16 protein-coding genes and 1 other annotated feature are annotated in these 17,642 nt (G+C 47.3%); of the genes, 10 read left to right on the plus strand and 6 right to left on the minus strand.

What is annotated here, in order from left to right; genetic code table 11:
- Positions 1 to 540: 540 nt before the first annotated feature.
- Positions 541 to 1,785 (minus strand): multidrug effflux MFS transporter, encoded by a 1,245-nt coding sequence (locus U1I11_RS14110; RefSeq protein WP_322906768.1) that lies wholly within the window; start codon positions 1,783 to 1,785, stop codon positions 541 to 543.
- A 197-nt stretch (positions 1,786 to 1,982) separates the two neighbouring features.
- On the opposite strand from U1I11_RS14110, the gene lipA reads away from it, so the two are divergent.
- Positions 1,983 to 2,876 (plus strand): lipoyl synthase, encoded by an 894-nt coding sequence (gene lipA / locus U1I11_RS14115; protein WP_322906769.1) that lies wholly within the window; start codon positions 1,983 to 1,985, stop codon positions 2,874 to 2,876.
- 21 nt (positions 2,877 to 2,897) lie between these two features.
- On the plus strand, positions 2,898 to 3,710 hold the full coding sequence (locus U1I11_RS14120; protein WP_322906770.1) for a YutD family protein: 813 nt from the start codon (positions 2,898 to 2,900) through the stop codon (positions 3,708 to 3,710).
- A gap of 114 nt (positions 3,711 to 3,824) precedes the next feature.
- Here the strand turns inward: U1I11_RS14120 and U1I11_RS14125 are convergent, their stop codons facing one another.
- On the minus strand, positions 3,825 to 4,634 hold the full coding sequence (locus tag U1I11_RS14125) for an NAD kinase (RefSeq protein ID WP_322906771.1): 810 nt from the start codon (positions 4,632 to 4,634) through the stop codon (positions 3,825 to 3,827).
- An 810-nt stretch (positions 4,635 to 5,444) separates the two neighbouring features.
- Here U1I11_RS14125 and U1I11_RS14130 point away from each other — a divergent pair.
- Together U1I11_RS14130 and U1I11_RS14135 are read left to right on the plus strand one after the other, a co-directional pair.
- Positions 5,445 to 5,822 carry a globin domain-containing protein gene (locus U1I11_RS14130; RefSeq protein WP_322906772.1) on the plus strand — a complete coding sequence of 126 codons (378 nt, stop codon included), beginning with the start codon at positions 5,445 to 5,447 and terminating at the stop codon, positions 5,820 to 5,822.
- A 49-nt stretch (positions 5,823 to 5,871) separates the two neighbouring features.
- Positions 5,872 to 6,579 (plus strand): DUF2225 domain-containing protein, encoded by a 708-nt coding sequence (locus U1I11_RS14135; RefSeq protein ID WP_322906773.1) that lies wholly within the window; start codon positions 5,872 to 5,874, stop codon positions 6,577 to 6,579.
- Positions 6,580 to 7,007: 428 nt separating this feature from the next.
- On the opposite strand, the gene U1I11_RS14140 is transcribed toward U1I11_RS14135, so the two are convergent.
- Complete coding sequence (locus U1I11_RS14140; RefSeq protein ID WP_322906774.1) at positions 7,008 to 7,238, minus strand: hypothetical protein; 231 nt, start codon at positions 7,236 to 7,238, stop codon at positions 7,008 to 7,010.
- On the minus strand, positions 7,235 to 7,390 hold the full coding sequence (locus U1I11_RS14145) for a YycC family protein (RefSeq protein WP_322906775.1): 156 nt from the start codon (positions 7,388 to 7,390) through the stop codon (positions 7,235 to 7,237). Before U1I11_RS14145 ends, U1I11_RS14140 begins: the two co-directional genes overlap by 4 nt.
- 122 nt (positions 7,391 to 7,512) lie before the next feature.
- On the opposite strand from U1I11_RS14145, the gene U1I11_RS14150 reads away from it, so the two are divergent.
- Positions 7,513 to 9,318 carry a M3 family oligoendopeptidase gene (locus tag U1I11_RS14150; protein ID WP_322906776.1) on the plus strand — a complete coding sequence of 602 codons (1,806 nt, stop codon included), beginning with the start codon at positions 7,513 to 7,515 and terminating at the stop codon, positions 9,316 to 9,318.
- Between the two features lie 912 nt (positions 9,319 to 10,230).
- A complete protein-coding gene (locus tag U1I11_RS14155) occupies positions 10,231 to 10,632 on the plus strand; it encodes an O-methyltransferase (RefSeq protein ID WP_322906777.1) in 402 nt (133 codons plus the stop codon).
- Between the two features lie 492 nt (positions 10,633 to 11,124).
- On the opposite strand, the gene U1I11_RS14160 is transcribed toward U1I11_RS14155, so the two are convergent.
- Positions 11,125 to 12,102, minus strand: coding sequence for an aldose 1-epimerase (locus tag U1I11_RS14160; protein ID WP_322906778.1), 978 nt, complete (start codon positions 12,100 to 12,102; stop codon positions 11,125 to 11,127).
- A gap of 150 nt (positions 12,103 to 12,252) precedes the next feature.
- Positions 12,253 to 12,686, plus strand: a binding site (T-box leader).
- A gap of 63 nt (positions 12,687 to 12,749) precedes the next feature.
- On the opposite strand from U1I11_RS14160, the gene trpS reads away from it, so the two are divergent.
- The gene (gene trpS, locus U1I11_RS14165) at positions 12,750 to 13,739 is read left to right on the plus strand and encodes a tryptophan--tRNA ligase (RefSeq protein ID WP_322906896.1); all 990 of its coding nucleotides are present in this window, start codon (positions 12,750 to 12,752) and stop codon (positions 13,737 to 13,739) included.
- A gap of 58 nt (positions 13,740 to 13,797) precedes the next feature.
- Here trpS and U1I11_RS14170 read toward each other — a convergent pair whose 3' ends face one another.
- A complete protein-coding gene (locus tag U1I11_RS14170) occupies positions 13,798 to 13,980 on the minus strand; it encodes a hypothetical protein (protein ID WP_322906779.1) in 183 nt (60 codons plus the stop codon).
- 445 nt (positions 13,981 to 14,425) lie between these two features.
- Here U1I11_RS14170 and U1I11_RS14175 point away from each other — a divergent pair, with 445 nt between their 5' ends.
- From U1I11_RS14175 to U1I11_RS14185, 3 genes are all read left to right on the plus strand, one after another.
- Entirely contained in the window at positions 14,426 to 15,436 is a 1,011-nt protein-coding gene (locus U1I11_RS14175) for a FecCD family ABC transporter permease (protein ID WP_416235620.1), read from the plus strand.
- Entirely contained in the window at positions 15,433 to 16,461 is a 1,029-nt protein-coding gene (locus tag U1I11_RS14180; RefSeq protein WP_322906780.1) for a FecCD family ABC transporter permease, read from the plus strand. The genes U1I11_RS14175 and U1I11_RS14180 overlap by 4 nt, the downstream gene beginning before the upstream one ends.
- A gap of 165 nt (positions 16,462 to 16,626) precedes the next feature.
- Entirely contained in the window at positions 16,627 to 17,577 is a 951-nt protein-coding gene (locus U1I11_RS14185; RefSeq protein WP_322906781.1) for an ABC transporter substrate-binding protein, read from the plus strand.
- Positions 17,578 to 17,642 lie beyond the last annotated feature (65 nt).

Consider the following 17,642-nt stretch of genomic DNA (forward strand, 5'->3'; position numbering starts at 1 on the left):
GATCGAGGTTGTTATGTTCATATATACCACCGGAGCAGGAGCGAAAAGCATGTGCATGCCTGTTATGTCCTTTTGTTTACCGTCCGCAAGCAATCCGCTGGTCATTATGTCACTGTTGATTTTTTTGGAAAATAATAGAAAACAGTATACGAGTTGTCGCTGGCACATCATAATGCTAGACTTTAGATTACGAATATAAGTTCGTAAATGACAAAAAGGCAGGATTCTATTTTATCATGCAAATAGAGCTAAATCATAGTGAAGTTTTAAAAGATACGATTCGGCAATTAAGCACAAAACAGCATAATTCCATCGAAATTGGATAAAAATAGTACGCACTATAGGCTGTGTAGCAGAACGTACCATATAATGAAAGTAAACGCAAATAGCTTATAGCCACAGCCGATCAACAAGCAAATAGGCATGTAAATGAAAGCGAGCCAAGCGCGCTTGGGCAATGTACAGTTGCCGCTGCAAACGTATTGCACAAAAAACACATCCTTCCGCATTTCGCAGGGAAGAATGTGTTTATTTGTTCCATCAATGTTGTACAGCTTTAGCTTGTCGTCCACGTACAAGTAGCAGGAACAGCAATACCGCCAGCAATTCAGCGCCGAAAATAACGATGCTCATCGGAATAGCGGTCGTACCGCTACCGAGCCCGACGAGCGGTGAAGCGAGCGCGCCAAGCGTCAGTGGTAGCAGACCAAGCAGTGCCGAAGCGCTGCCTGCCGAATTACCTTGATTTTGCATTGCCAGCGAGGTCGACATAGCACCGCCCGAGCCGACGCAAGCAACGATCAAAAATAACATGCTGGCGATCGCGAACAGTCCACCACCTGCCATCGCGATGATCAGTAGCGCCAGCGAAGCGGAAAAGGCAATACCGAGACTTAGCTTCAGCAACCGATATTCACCAAAGCGTCTGGACAATCTGCCAGCCAGCTGTGAGAATAAAATAATACCAAATCCGTTTAGCGCAAAAAACAAACTAAAACCTTGTGCTGAAACGCCGAAAATATCTTGAATGACAAATGGCGACCCGGCGATATACGCAAACATCGCTGCCATTACAAATGCCTGTGACAACGCAAACCCGATAAAGCTACGATCACCGATCAGCCGGGCGAATGTACGCAATGTTGTACTTAGTCCGCCGGTCGCTTTGCGATCCGCCGGCAATGTTTCCGGCAGTCCGAACCAAACGGAGACGAGCATAATCGCGCCAATCGCCGCCAGCACGACAAACACACCTTGCCACGGCACGACTTTTAGCAGCAAGCCACCGATGACAGGAGCAGCAATCGGTGCGACACCGTTGATTAGCATGAGTAGGGAAAAGAAGCGGGTTAGCTCATGACCGGAATACAGATCGCGCACGATCGCACGCGAAATGACGATGCCGGCAGCTCCGGTCACCCCTTGAATGAAACGAAGCAAAATCAGCACCCAAATATTGTCTGTTAACGCGCATAATAATGAAGAAATCGCATATAAAACAAGCGAAATGAGCAGTGGCATCCGACGACCTTTTACATCGCTAAGTGGCCCAACAACGAGTTGCCCGAAAGCAAGCCCGAGCAAACAAGCGGTCAGACTAAGCTGGGCGAGTGAAGCATTCGTATGCAAATGATCCGCAAGTGTTGGTAGCGCAGGCAGGTACATATCGATCGATAATGGCGCAAACGCCGACAGGGAACCGAGGATTAACGCGATGCCAAGACGGCGTGAACGGGTCAGTGACGATGCGGATAATGTACGTTTGGATAAAAGCTTATTGGACATAGCTATATTCATTTCCTTTCTGCCATTGTGCAGCACAATCCGGCGCTGCAACTCATTTTTGCACATGGTCTAGTGTAAACGATTATGTTCAACCGATAAAGCAAAGATTTCAGCGCTATACATTTCATGCTATAATAAATCCCAATGATTTATATATCCCGAATGACAATATAATTGAGGAAGGTAGGTCAAGCATCTTGTCTACAAAAGCTAAGCAACCGAAGCCCGAATGGATCAAAATCAAGATGACCAACAACGAAAACTATCAGGAAATTAAAAGCATGATGCGTTCCAAAACATTGCATACCGTATGTGAGGAAGCACGCTGCCCGAACATCTATGAGTGCTGGGCGAACCGTACCGCAACCTTTATGATACTAGGCGACATTTGTACGCGTGCATGTCGTTTCTGTGCGGTAAATACGGGGATGCCAACGGAGCTTGATTTGCAGGAACCAGAACGGGTAGCGGAAGCGGCTGAACAGATGGGCCTGAATCATTGTGTCATTACGAGCGTGGCTCGCGATGATCTGAAAGATGGCGGAGCGACGATTTTCGCTGAGACGATCCGTGCGATGCGCCGCCGCCTGCCGCTGTGCAGTGTGGAAGTGCTCATCCCTGACTTTATGGGCGATATCGAATCGCTGCAAATCGTTATGGACGCGAAGCCGGATATTTTGAACCATAATATTGAAACCGTTGAACGGATGTCCGATCGCGTCAGAGCGAGAGCCAAATATCCGCGTTCAATGGAACTGCTGCGCAATTCCAAAACGCTGCAACCGAACATTCCGACCAAATCGAGCATTATGCTTGGTGTTGGTGAGGAGTGGGATGAAATTTTACAAGCAATGGATGACCTGCGTGCCGTGGATTGCGATATTTTGACATTAGGGCAATATTTACAGCCAAGTCCGAAGCATTTGAATGTCGTGAAATATTACACACCGGAACAATTTGCAATTCTGAAGGAAGAAGGCTTGAAGCGCGGATTTAGCCACGTTGAATCCGGCCCGCTCGTTCGCAGCTCCTACCATGCGCATGAACAGGTGAAATCCGCATCCAAGTCGAAGGAGACTTCGACCGTTTAATTGCTGAAAGGCGGGAAGACCTTGATTCATATTGGCGGCAAAACGTATGAACTGATCAAAGAACACCGGAATGGCTGGAACCAGGAAATTTTCCGTGAACGCTATAGTGAGGTGCTTGATCGGTATGATTATATTCTTGGAGACTGGGGCTACAACCAGCTTCGTCTCAAAGGCTTTTATCGGGACGGTCATCCGAAAGCGGCAAAGGACAGCTCATTGTCCAGCATGACCGAATACATTAATGAATATTGCAATTTTGGCTGCGCCTACTTTGTTTTGCAAAAGACAAAGGACGGCCCAGCCGAACCGAAACCGAGCGAAAACGGCGAGCGCGACAAGCCGCAACGCTCCAGCCGCAATCACAATAAACGTGATCGCCAGGACAAAGGCAACGCTGGTAACAAGCAGCAAGGCGGCAAGCAACAGGCTGCCATACAGTCAAATGGCAATGTGCCTGCGGTTGTATCCGAATCCGCTGCGCCAACCAAGTCAAAGCAACAATCATCTGCAACTTCATCAGCACCAAATCATGCAGTTGAAGCTGCTAAACGTGAACCGTCTAAACCAGAAGTAGCTCCGAAAGTGGAGGTTGCCAAAGTGGAGAGTGCTCCGCCAGCAGAAGCTATTACAGCGGGAACAGCTCCCAAAGCGGAATCTATCCAACCTGAAGCTGTCCGAGCAGACGTTTCCAAAGCCGAAGTGTCCAAATCGGAAACGATTCGCACGGAAGCCGTTAAAACCGCAGCGTCGGAGACGGCAGTGTCAAAAACCGAAGCTACCGAAGCAGCATCTGCTAAAACTGTCGATTCATCCAATTCACAATCAAATAGCTAACTAGAAAAAGCCCTCATCCGATCAGCGGCAGTGTTGAAATACACTTCAAAGATCGGGAGGGCTTTTTCTAGTTGCGGTTAGTCCAAACATTTCAATCTGCCAAGCTGGCTACAATCAGCCAAGAAACGATTGCCGTACCCGGTTCCAGAACGGATACGGACGGTAGCGCGCAAAGCTTACGCGCACATTGGACACCTGACAGCGAATCGAGATCAGATCGTCAAGCGGAATGTTCAGATGATCGATCGTTAGTTGCAATCGCTGCGGTTTACGTGAATGAATATCACAGTGATGGTGCTTAGGCAGCATCATCGATGAGCCGAGTGTACGGTAAACCCGATTGTTGATCGAGGCGATTTCGGCAATTTGCAATGCTTCAATCGTCGGATGTACCATCGCGCCGCCAAGCGCTTTGTTGTACGCGGTGCTGCCGGACGGGGTTGAAATGCAGATGCCGTCGCCACGGAACATCTCGAAAATCTCGTCATTAATGTCGACCTGGGCGACAATCGTAGTGCCGTCCAGACCTTTTAATGTAAATTCATTCAATGCGGTATAACGGGATACACCGCTTTTCGCTTGAATTTCCAGATCGACTAGCGGATATTTGACAATTTTCGGATTGTTTTCGTCATTGTCTTCCATCTCGCCTGCCATAAATTTGACCAATTCCTCTAGCTCATCGGCTTTCCAGTCTGCATAAAAGCCTAGATGACCGGTATGAATACCGACAAAGGCGAGGTCGGGAATATGGTCGATAAACGTATGAAAAGCGTGCAACATCGTGCCGTCGCCACCGATGGATACGACGATCTCCGGCGATTGTGCATCCAGCTCGAAGCCATAATCAGCGGCTAGCTTATGAAACCGTTCACTCAGTTCGATCGATAATTGATCTCCGCGATCCAGTACATAGTATCTCAAGTTAGGAAAGCTCCTTTATCCAGAATCGTTAACCTGCTCCCTTTTGATGATAATCAATTCTTTCGGGGAAAACAATCTTTTTGCCTGTGATTGCTGCTTGAGGTGCTGCTGACATCGTATGATAGCTCGCTTATGTCCAGAGTTATGTCTACGAAACATAAACGCAATAATAGCTTATTTTGTAAAGAGCCTGTAATCTAATTGTAAAAGAAAACGCTTACAAAAATGGTTCTATTTTCGGCAAAATATGATAAAATAAAGCCAGAAGCAATCGTCGGAAGTCAAGCAATACATTCAAAACACATTTGGGAATTGGAGTGATCATGATGGGTGTTAGTATTATTTCCGGACTTCTGGTATGTGGTTTTGTCTATGTCATCCGATCCTCTTTTGCGCAGCCGGGGGAAGAAGACGGCAGCATGTACTGAGCATTACCGATGCTAAGCGGATCGATGTCCGTGACGCTGTGATGGTAGCAGTCAGCCGAATGAAATAAGTAGCATTTTCTTACGTTGATCCGAAGTTGATATTATAGAACGAATACCGCATATTGCTATTTGCATGAGGCTAATCGTGAAAAGCTGTTCCTGTCGTCTACATTCGGACGAGGAACAGTTTTTTTGTTGTGAATAGTGAGCAACACCGCTGTAACCAACTTGAGCGATCTGTAGCAAAAAGGATAACAGACGTATGTCAAAATACTGCATCTTTTATTAACACAGCTATCTAAAATTCAGCAACTAGCGAGGCATAACCAGTATAACTATGGTATACTTTCTCCAATGACGTAAGGAAAGTTGGCGATTTCAGTTGAACTATCGTGCATCTCTGTATGAATTGCTCGGCGGTGACGAAGGTGTTCGTCGTCTAGTCGAAGCGTTTTATCCGAAAGTGCAACAAGACCCGTTAATTGGGCCGTTGTTTCCGGAAAATATTGATCCTGTTATGGAAAAGCAGTATATGTTTTTGTCGCAATTTTTCGGGGGACCTTCGCTTTTCTCCGATCAGTACGGTCATCCGATGATGCGTGCACGTCATATGCCGTTTCCGATTACTCACGAAAAAGCGGACGCTTGGCTTGCTTGCATGAATGAAGCATTGATCGAAGTTGGCGTGGAAGATGAGTTGCGTTTATTTGTAATTGAGCGGCTATCCGGTCCGGCTCATCATTTTGTAAATACCGATTAAATGCCGATTCGTCCGGCTTGATAATTTTATAGTGGGGGAAGAATGCCAGATGGAAGATTCTATACAGTTAGAGCCGCTGTATCAGATTAAAGTAAACTGTCCACAGTGTGAGGAGGATTTTCAGACGAGTCGGGTGCGGCAAAGTCTGAAACGTGTATCGCGCAGGGACTCGGATTTTTGCGCCTATTACCATCATGAAAATCCTGATTTTTATGTGGTGCGTGTTTGCCCGCATTGCGGGTTTGCCTCGACCGAAAATTCGATGGCAAAGCTAAGCACACTGCATAAACAAAAGTATATGAATGAAATCGGGCGTCGTGTGACCAAGCGTGATATGGGCGGTCATCGGAGCCGTGAACAGGCGCTGGAGTCGTACAAGCTTGCCTTGATGTGCGCACAGACGATAGGGGATCGTGAGCGGATCATTGCCAGCTTTTTGCATCATATTGCTTGGTTGTATCGCTATAGCGGGGAAGTGGAGCAAGAACAGCGTTTTCTGCGTTATTGTATGGAATCGTATATTCGTGTATTTGAGTTGGAAAGTGTAGGCGGCAGCGATGCGCGTTTAATGTTTCTGATCGGTGAGCTGCATCGCCGTCTCGGTGAATTTAATCCAGCGGTCAAATGGTTCGGGCGTGTCATTAACGATCAGCGCATTACCGACTCAGCGATGATTCGCGCTTCGCGTGAGCAATGGACGGTATTACGTGAGCAAATGTTGGCGAAAAACCAGGAACTGCCTGACGAGATGAAATGAGATAAGTAAGCAATCAAGCTTGTCGTTAAAAGGGGTATCAGACGATATAGGCGCAGTGTCGGTCACCTTTTTGTCTAATAAAATGACGAGATAGACGGCTTGAAAACACTGCCTAATTTACGGTTATGTTTATGGCGGAATTTAAAACCATGTTGAATAACATAATGACGATGCTGCTGTTCAGATTGTTTGCTTATTCAGCGCTATACTTGTCTCCATCACAAACAAAAACAGGCTTGAACACTCCATCCGAGCGTTCAAGCCTGTTTAATGTGGTGAGCCTAAAAGCGAATCGTGACAACTAGCATCTGTGACGATCAGCCCATCGTAATGTCGATGTTTATGCTATTTTTTGGGAATCATAGATCATGTTGTATTTTCGTCATACTATACTAAAGCTTCCGTATTCAGATCAGCGCCAAGTTCGCTTATCGCAACACCGCATCGGTCAGCAAATAATCGCTGTCACTATCGAGCAATGTGACGCGATTGCTGCAACAAGGGAAGACGAGCAGCTTTTTTTTGCCATTGTGAATAGTGGCAAGCTCCTTAGGACGAAGCGGCAGCAGCACATTGCCGGTTCCGCAAAAAGGGCATTCTTGCACATACACATCGTTCATCACAATATCGTAAGGCCAAGCCTGGTTAAACGGAATCATTCGGACGCGCCGTCCTTTGGTTGTTCTTTAGCCAGCTCAGCAAGTTTTTGCATCAAAATATGCTGGGGCATATGCATCAGCTGTTCCAGCGGAATATTTAGTTTTTCGGACAGCTTGAGAGCTGTATCAGCCGAGATTTGCAGTGGGCGCATGTCAGACTCCCTCCTCATTACCAAATTAGTCTTGAATTAGAGTATACTATAGTTATAAACGATTGGCGATGTACGATATTGCCAGCGCTGTACATTTACCCGGAAAGGTGTTGTTGATCATCATGAATCATCCACTGAATCAAACCTGGAATTTGGAAACGATCTTTGCCGGTGGCTCGACATCGGAGGAGCTACATACGTATTTGCAACAGGTTACTAGCGATATCGCTACGCTGACTGAACGCTTAAAAGGATTGTCCGCACCGGAGACGGCGACACAGACGTACGATTTTGACGAGCTGCTCGATCGTTTGCAAGATGTGCGTATTCGTTTGCGGGAAGCGGGTGCTTTTGCCGGTTGTTTGACAGCGCAAGATCAGAGCGACAAGCAGGCGCTACGTTTGTCTGCATCACTGTCCGATTTGTCAGCGAAACTACAAGGGTTGTTCGTTCAGTTTCAAAGTTTGCTGCTGAATACGAGTGATGATGTGTTTCAACGTTGGATGCAGCGTCCTGAAGTGGCGCCAGTATCGTTTTACTTGAGCGAAATTCGTGCGCTGGCACGCGAAAAAATGTCGCCGGAGCTAGAAAGTCTAGTGCTTGGACTAGCTGTTGATGGCTATCATGGCTGGAGCGACTTTTATGATACGATCGTTAGCCATGTTCGCATTCCGTTCCAGCAAGATGGTGAGACGGTCATGCTATCTGCCGGGCAAGCTGCCAACAAGATGAGTGATACGAATCGCGACGTACGCGAGGGCATGTTCCGCAAATGGGAAGAAGCGTGGACAGGGGTAGAAGACTTTTGCGCGGATACGCTAAATCATATCGCTGGCTTCCGCTTGAAACTGTACGATAATCGTGGCTGGGACAGCGTGCTGAAAGAGCCGCTGGCAATCAACCGTATGTCCGAGCAGACGCTGCAAACGATGTGGGATGTGATCGTACAAAATAAACCGGTCTTTGTATCGTATCTAGAGCGTAAAGCGCAAGTACTCGGGGTGGAACGGTTAAGCTGGAACGATGTCGATGCCCCGCTCGGTACGGTCGATAGCCAGGTAAGTTATGATGATGCCGCAGAGCTGATCGTTGAGCAATTCCGCAAGTTTAATCCGGAGATGGCGGACTTTGCGGTCAAAGCGTTTCAGCAGCGCTGGATTGAAGCGGAGGATCGTGCAGGCAAGCGTCCAGGTGGATTTTGCACATCATTGCCGCGCAGTAAAGAAACGCGTATTTTCATGACTTATAGCGGTACGGCATCCAATGTATCGACGCTTGCGCATGAACTCGGGCATGGTTATCACCAGCATGTGATGAACGATTTGCCTGCCTTTAGTCAGCAGTATGCGATGAATGTAGCTGAAACAGCATCGACATTTGCCGAAATGATCGTAGCCGATTCGCTCGTCAAAGAAGCTTCCACTGCCGAGGAGAAACTTTCATTGCTGGAAGATAAAATTCAGCGTAGCATTGCCTTTTTTATGAATATTCATGCTCGTTTCTTGTTTGAAACACGCTTTTATGAGCAGCGTCGTGCCGGGATGGTCGGTAGTGAGCAATTAAATGAACTGATGGAACAAGCGCAACGAGAGGCGTTCTGTGATACGCTGTCATCGTATCATCCACATTTTTGGGCGTCCAAGCTGCATTTTTATAAAACCGCTGTCCCGTTCTACAATTTCCCGTATACATTTGGCTATCTATTCAGTACCGGCATCTATGCGCTGGCGCAACAGGAAGGTACGGGTTTTGCCGCAAAATATGATGCATTGCTGTACGATACCGGACGGATGACAGTGGAACAACTGGCGCAAAAACATCTGGGCGTTGATCTGACTCAGCCGGAATTTTGGCAGGGAGCTGTTGATGTGAGCATTGCGGATGTGAAGCTGTTTTTGGAAATGACGGAGCAGTATGCGCGTCCGTAAAGGATGGTATATCATCGATCGGGTAGGTTGATTGTGCAAGTTGATTGGGGAAGTTGGAGTCGGGTTAGTTGTGTGGTGGACTTGTATTCATGCTAGTACTCTGACCGTTTTAAATATATAGTTTGATACTGCACAGATTCCCTTTATAAATAAGGATATGCAGCAAATTGAAATCTAATATTGAAAGCAGTCAAGGTACTAGTAGGCTGTCTCAAATGAAAATTATGTTTAAATGTACCTAAATCGATTCAGCACCAAGCGATGGTTAGATAAACAAACTGTAAATGTATTTGAGACAAGCTACTAGTACGCTGTCTCAATTAAAAATCAGGTTCGCACATACCTAAACGTGTTCATTGTCAAGTAATTATGAACTAGGCATACCGTGAATTTATCTGCGACAAGCTACTAGTATAGCTTGTTATCGCCTTCTTTATGAACAGATTTAGGCAAATCCAATGCTCATTAGTCGATGTTGAAGCGATTGAAGTCAATCGCTCTAAGCCAATCGGAAGCGAGACAGGAAGGCGTGAACGCGCCTTCCTTTTTTTTATGGGAATAACTTAAAAAAGTGTCTTCTATCTTGTGATAACGCTTTAATATTAACAACAGAGAGTTTGATAGCTACAGTTTTTTATTAAATAAAGCATCCTATATTATATAATGTTATACAATTTATTTTACAAATAAAATTAATAAATTTGCGCATTTATGCAAATTGAATATTGTGAGATGAACGTAAACAGCGTAAAGAAAAAGGAATGTAACAACGGATAATAGCATAGAATATTGTCGAATTATAGGTATAAATACCTATTTATAAAGAAGTGTATTGCTAGATGTTTATAATCACCATATAATGAGTCTGAAGTCCCTATTTTACATGATTTACAGAGAAAGGAAGGGGAACAAATGCCTAAAAATGATTTGCTCTCGTTAGCCAGGCAAATGGATATCGTCTTTAAGGAATTGGAGAAAGAGCTAGCTCACCTTGATTCAGGCACGGTGTTTGTGCAAATACGTAATAACATGATCGGTAAATTCGGCATTCGTCATAATCCGATCAGCGGACGTAACGGAGAATGGGCAGGGCAGGAGGAACGATTGACGGTAATGCAGATCAAATCATTCCGTCAGATGGCAATTGAATCGCTAAAATTCAAACAGCATTGGACACATGGCGAAATCAGCTATGAATTTGCCGTTCGCAAAAGTTTGATTGTGGTCGACACTGTCATCGAATCCAACTACAACATGGCAAATCATATGATTCGATATCCGAAAACTACATACAGCGAAGCGAATGCAGAATGATCGTATCCGCAGTTGACAGATGGAGGCAGTGAATTACACTTGGAGCAACAGAGCAACAGAGCAACAGAGCAACAGAGCAACAGAGCAACAGAGCAACAGAGCAACAGAGCAACAGAGCAACAGAGCAACAGAGCAACAGAGCAACAGAGCAACAGAGCAACAGAGCAACAGAGCAACAGAGCGATTGAGGAAAAAGTAAATCCGTCTATATTACAGCCATCTTTTATGCGAAACGAAGCATGTTGCAGCAAAGCTCCATATCGTCTTTCATCCAAGCAGGTATTATGTTTTATGCCATTTTAGCTTATTTTGTTATATTTTATTATTGTGGCTTTGTAGCAAGCTATATTATCGATGTACTGCATGGAAGTATGGAGCAAAATAGCGACTACCCTTAGAGGATAGTCGCTATTTTTGGATGCTGCTATTGGATGCTGCTATTGGATGCTGTCCAATGAGCTCGGCTGATCGGTTTTGTTTATCGGTACGTTATTACAATATCGTCGATTTTTCGATCACATCGAGCTGCAAACTAAGCTCAACCGGTACGCCTGGCTCAAGCTCAATCAAGCCGGTAAATTCGCGCGGATGGGTAGAATTAGGCGCATCCGGCAAACAAGTGTACGGCTCGATGCACAGAAATTGATCGCTTTCGCCCTTTGTATACAACACCCAGTATTTAAAATAATCCGGGTCGGCGGAATAGCGCAATCCATAGCCGTCATCACGTTTCAGCTCGGCGCTGACCGGGCGTTTGTCACCGATGCGCAGCAAATTGTCCCAGTTGCGGTTAGCCATATTCATGCCGCTATTCAGCTCCTCCCATTCGTGCAGCGGCACGACTTCGCCGGTCGGAATTTGTTCTTCATCTTGCAAAAGCTGGTCGCTGACCGGCAATTTTAGCGTCCAGCGCGACGGCTCACCATCCAGCAAAAACCATGTATGTAGGCCAAAGCCGAATGGAGCGGAATGTTCGCCCAAATTCGTAATTTTGAGACGCTGCATAAGCGAAGTGCCTTGTAGCTGCAAACTCATTTCCAGTTTGAGCGGTATCGGATACTGGCGCATCCAATTCGGATCATTCGCAGTGAGCAGCTCGGTAACGATTTGGCAGCCGGTTTCGTTCTCATCGATATCGGCTACACGCCAAGGCTGAATACGATGCAAGCCATGAATATGATTGTCATGCGCTGTATTTTGATCAAATTGGTAGTCGATGCCATCATATGCAAAATGACCGCGCCGAATGCGTCCTGGCGGCATAAGCATCGGCATACCAAAATGGTAAGGCTTTTGCATATAAAAGTCTTTGTCGCTTTCTTCAGGACGGCGCAGTATATCGCGATTTTCCTGCAAATCGCGAATGCCGATCACATTGTTGCCCAGTTTGGGCAGCAGTGTCACTTCGAGCTGCTTGCTTTTTAAAATATACGTTTCATATCCGCTCCAGCTTCCTTTACTTACTGTCATTGCGTTGCCCCCCCTGATTATCCAATCCAATTGCGGTACAATATAGTTAGTATGTATCATACCAGATATTCACTGAAAATGGCGATTTCACATTTGACATTCATGCAGTTAGGGATTAATATAGGCTCAAGTTTACAGCTGTATCATATGGTGAACACAATGACAGAGAGTAGTAGACATGGACAGCCTTTTGCAGAAAGCCGGTGGATGATGCGAACCGGTGAAGATGCTGTGTCGAATGGACTCTGGAGTGCTGTGCAGAAACGGAGCTCGCTTTGGCGGGTCGTCTATAGTATGCAGGTCGGCAGCCCGCCGTTAACGGGAACTAGAGATCAGACGAATCGTCCGCCAGGCTGTTTGTAGCGCGATGTCACCGAGCTTTGGTGTACGGTATCGTGCGTGCAATCGGCATGATCGATTCCAGCGGTGCGCATCTTGGCTGTATGATGACAGTGCTAATCGTTTGTCATAAACGATGCTGCATCGGCACAGCGCTAGACGCATAGAGCAGGAGCGGAAGTCGGCAACTTAAGCGCCGAACCGTCTGATAAATAAGGGTGGTACCACGGTCACACGTCCCTTTTGGGGAGTGGCCTTTTTTGCGTTCAATTGTAGTCGTAATGATATGAAATCAGGAGGAATGTATGATGAAAACTGTACTATCCGGCATTCAGCCGAGTGGCTTGCTGACGATCGGCAACTATATCGGTGCGATTCAAAACTTTGTGCAATTGCAAAATGAATACAATTGCTTTTTTATGGTCGTTGATCTGCATGCGATTACCGTGCCGCAAGAGCCGGAAGCGCTGCGCGAAGCGTCTGAATCGGTAGCCGCATTATATTTGGCGGCAGGGCTTGATCCGAACAAAGCGAGCATTTTCCTGCAATCCCATGTGCCACAGCACGCTGAACTAGGCTGGATTATGACGACGCTGGCGTCGATGGGCGAGTTGGAACGGATGACCCAGTTTAAGGACAAATCGGCAGGTAAAGAAAATGTCGGTGCGGGTCTGTTTGTATATCCGGCGCTGATGGCAGCGGATATTTTGCTCTACAATGCCGATTTGGTGCCGGTAGGCGATGATCAGAAGCAGCATTTGGAATTGACACGCGATTTGGCAGCCCGTTTTAATCATCGGTTTGGCGACTATTTTACACAGCCTGATCCATTTATTCCGGAAGTGGGCGCGCGTATTATGTCGCTTGATGATGGCACGAAAAAGATGAGCAAAAGCAATCCAAACACAGGCAGTTATATCGCGCTGCTTGATCCGCCGGATGTCATTCGCAAAAAACTAAGCCGTGCGACAACCGATTCGGGCCGTGAAGTGCAATATGATCCGGCAAACAAACCGGAAGTGAGCAATCTGATGACGATTTATTCGCAATTTTCGGGAATGACACTTGCCGAGGTGGCAAACAAGTTTGAAGGTCAAATGTACGGGGCATTTAAAAAAGATTTGGCTGAAGTGGTCGTTGCTGGTCTTGAGCCGTTGCAGCAGCGTTATCATCATATTCGCGAATCCGGCGAAGTCCGTCACATTCTCCGCCAAGGTGCGCTCAACGCACAAGCCGCAGCGGAGAAAACATTGTCGGACGTAAAACAGCGGATGGGTTTTCTGCCCGCTTCATTTTAAGCGATAATCGCTTCGATCCAAGCGTGCAAAGCAGCATGTTAAGCGATACAAACAGCGATTAGGCGGTGTTGCCGTGACGTCGGTTGTGGCGCGCCTTGATGACAAAGCCCCAGCCGATGTTGGCGATGGCAAGCACACCAAGCAATACGGCGAGCCAGGCGGAATACGAGATCGCAATCGCACACAGCAACAGCAGCAAAATGGACGAAACGGCAAACCAGGCGGAAAGGATTTTACTCATTGGAATCTGTGCCTCCTGAATGAGAACGGCGGTAAGGGCAAGCGCGTTATTCACTGCCCTGCCGCTGTTCGGATCGGTTAGAATGAAAATGAACGTAAACGATTGGTGAACATAGTTTGATGTTGCCTGTCATACACCATTTGTACATGATTATGATCGATCGTACGATAATGCTGCATCATAAACGATAACAGGGGCGATGTAAGCGTGCAGCATCGCTCCTGTTTCTATTTTGCCCGACATCGGTTAACGGGTCAAGCGAGATTGTCTACGAAAGCGCATAGGTGGGAATGGATCAAGTGGGATGCATGTACGTGTACGTTAGTTCATTTACATCATCATTGTATTATAGGGCATCTGTATACAAACGACGCAAATCAAGTATAATTAGCTATGTCGTAGTGATAATGATTATCAATCGTACGGGGAAAGGAAGCGGCAGTCGTTGGTGCATACATACAACCGAACACTACAGTTAACAGGCTGGTTTGTCGTCGCAGCTGCCGGGCTGCTGCTGTCTGTCTTTTTTGCTGTTTCGTATGGAGCCAAAGAATTGACACTAATGGCAGTCTGGTCGGCGGTATTTCATTATGATGCTGCGTCTACGGCAGATCAGATCATTTATAATTTGCGCTTGCCGCGTGTGCTTGGTGCGGTATTGACCGGGATGGCGTTTGCAGTAGCGGGGGCGATGATGCAAGGGGTGACACGCAATCCGATGGCGGATACGGGCGTTTTGGGCATTAATGCAGGCTCGTCGCTTGTAGTGGCGCTTAGTTTTGCCTTTTTGCCAGCATTGTCGTATACCGGGTTGATGGTATTGTCATTTGTCGGCGCTGCACTCGCTACATTGCTAATCGTATTGCTTGGCGCGGCGACGCCTGGCGGTCTCAGCTCAATGAAGCTGACCGTGGCAGGGGCGATTATCGCCGCGATGCTGCATTCGCTTAGTACCGGTGTAGCGCTGTATTATGACTTAAGCCAGGATTTGGCGTTCTGGTATGCAGGCGGTTTAGGCGGGATTGACTGGCATCAGCTTAAGTTGCTGGCACCGGTCATTATACTGACGATTTTGTGGGCGATCATGCTAGGCAGACCGATTACGTTTTTATCGCTTGGTGAGGAATCGGCGGTCAATCTAGGTGTACGTGTGCGCCTAGTCAAACTGTTGGCGCTGACAGCTGTTGTCATTTTGGCAGGTGTATCGGTATCGGCAGCCGGGGCGATTAGCTTTATCGGGCTCGTTGTGCCGCATATTGCAAGGCGGTTAGTCGGTGTTGATTATCGGATCGTGATTCCGTTTTCGGCATTGCTGGGGGCGATATTGCTCGTCTGGGCAGACCTTGCTTCCCGCATCGTACAGCCGCCGCGCGAGTTTGCCATCGGGGCGATGGTTGCGCTTGTAGGTGTTCCTTTTTTCCTTATGCTGGCGCGCCGTGAAGGGAGGGAGCTATGATAGATATCGGTCGTGTACAGGCTGGCAAAATACGTCGTGCCTGGCTAGTCAGTTTGCTGCTACTTGGTGTGGCGGTTATCGTCATGCTGATCAGTCTGAATACAGGCACGATTCGATTATCGCCACTGCGTGTAGGTTATACATTGCTCGGTCTAGGTACACGTCAGGAACAATTGATTTTGTTTGATTACCGGTTGCCACGTATTTTAATTACGATGCTGGCAGGGATCGGGATCGGAGTGGCGGGGGCTGTGCTGCAAGGCACGTCACGCAATTCGCTTGCCGATCCGGGCGTGCTCGGCATTCACGCCGGAGCAGGGTTTGGGCTGATCGTATACGTTTCTTTTTTTCGTACATTGGAAGGTTCATCCGCGCTGTGGATTCCGGTATTTACGTTTATCGGTGGGGTGCTAGCAGCAACGCTCATTTTTGTGATGGCGTATGATCGACGGCGTGGACTGTTACCGATTCGGCTCATTTTGGTCGGAATTGCGGTGGCGTCGGGTATTAGCGCGATCACGCTGCTGTTGTCGCTGCGCTTGGATGAGGATACGTACACATTTACGGCGACATGGCTTGCTGGCAGTGTGTGGGCACGCGATTGGATCGATGTATGGGCACTGCTGCCGTGGATTGTGCTGCTCGTGCCGTGGGTATATTGGCGTTCACCTAGACTCGATCTGTTTGCGCTTGGGGATGAATTGGCGCTCGGTGTAGGTGGACATGTGAATCGCAGTCGGTTGGAGTTGATGCTGCTTGCGGTTGCGCTATCTTGTGCCAGTGTAGCAATGGTCGGTTCGATCGGCTTTATCGGGCTAGCCGCGCCACATATTGCGCGCCGTTTGACCGGAGCGAAGCATCAATATTTTTTGCCGGCTGCCGGCTTAATCGGTTTGGTCATACTATTAGGAGCAGATACGATTGGACGCTCTATTTTTCAGCCGAATTTTATTCCGGCAGGGGTTGTCGTATCGGCAATCGGGGGGCCGTACTTTTTGTATTTGCTGCTCAAAAGTCGTTTTTGAATGCTGAACCGTTTAACAGAACCGTTCGGACAGGTAGCCGAATGGTGAAGTGGCTTGGCGATTATTTGCCAGTATGTCGACCATCTGCAAGTATTTATAGCAGTGATAAATAACAGATTATAGCGAAGTTGCACTAAAACGGTGCGCTTGTGAAGGAGTAGAAACATGTTAAAACGATTAACGACAGTGATGATCATTAGCCTGCTCGTGGTGCTGCTTGCAGCCTGCGGTCAGCAAAGCGGGGCGACAACAACATCTGCGGAAGGGCAGACGAACAGTAAGGTGAAAACGGTCAATGGTGTAATTACACATACGGCAGATGCCCGTATCGCATCGATGTCGATTCATATTACGAACGATTTGCTGGCACTCGGCATTCAGCCTGCCGGATCGGTCATCGGTGGCGATGTAAAAGATTTCCTGCCGCATGTGGCGGATCGTTTGCAAGGTACAACTAAGCTGGGCGTAGTGACCGACCCGGATATGGAAGCATTGCTCGCTTTGCAGCCGGATGTGATCTATATCGATAAATCCCAGTCCGGCAAAGACCTTGCCAAATTCGAAGCGATTGCGCCGACGATTGTGATCGATATGGATCAAGGCACATGGCAAGATCAATTGAAGCAGATTGCAAGTCATATCGGACTGGAAGACAAAGCCGATCAATTTATTAAGCAATATACCGCCAAAGCGGATGAAGTGAGCAAACTGATCCATCAGAAGCTGGGCGATAATGCGAAAGTGATGGCGATTCGCGCCACCGCGAAGGAACTGCGTGTGATGAGCACCGGTCGTCCGGTCGGGCCGATTTTGTACGATGATCTGAAGTTGCAAGCGCCGGCAGGTGTGCAACAAATCCCAGCAACCGAGCCGTTTGCCGTGATCTCCAAAGAAGTATTGCCTGATTATGATGCCGATGCGATCTTCGTCATCATTAGCAAAGGCAAACAGGCAAAAGCGACATTTGACGAGCTGGAGCAAAATCCGGTTTGGCAAAATTTAAAAGCCGTTAAAGCGAAGCATGTGTACGTATTGGACGGTCAAAAATGGCTGGATTATTCCGCACTCGGTCATAGCATGGCGCTGGATGATGCACAGCAACTATTTTCCAAATAATCAGTAAATGAAAAAGACTGACTTCCGAGCCTGCTTGTTGTAAGCGGCGGACAGTCAGTCTTTTG

The organism is Paenibacillus campi, from assembly GCF_034659835.1.
Taxonomy (GTDB): domain Bacteria; phylum Bacillota; class Bacilli; order Paenibacillales; family Paenibacillaceae; genus Saccharibacillus; species Saccharibacillus campi.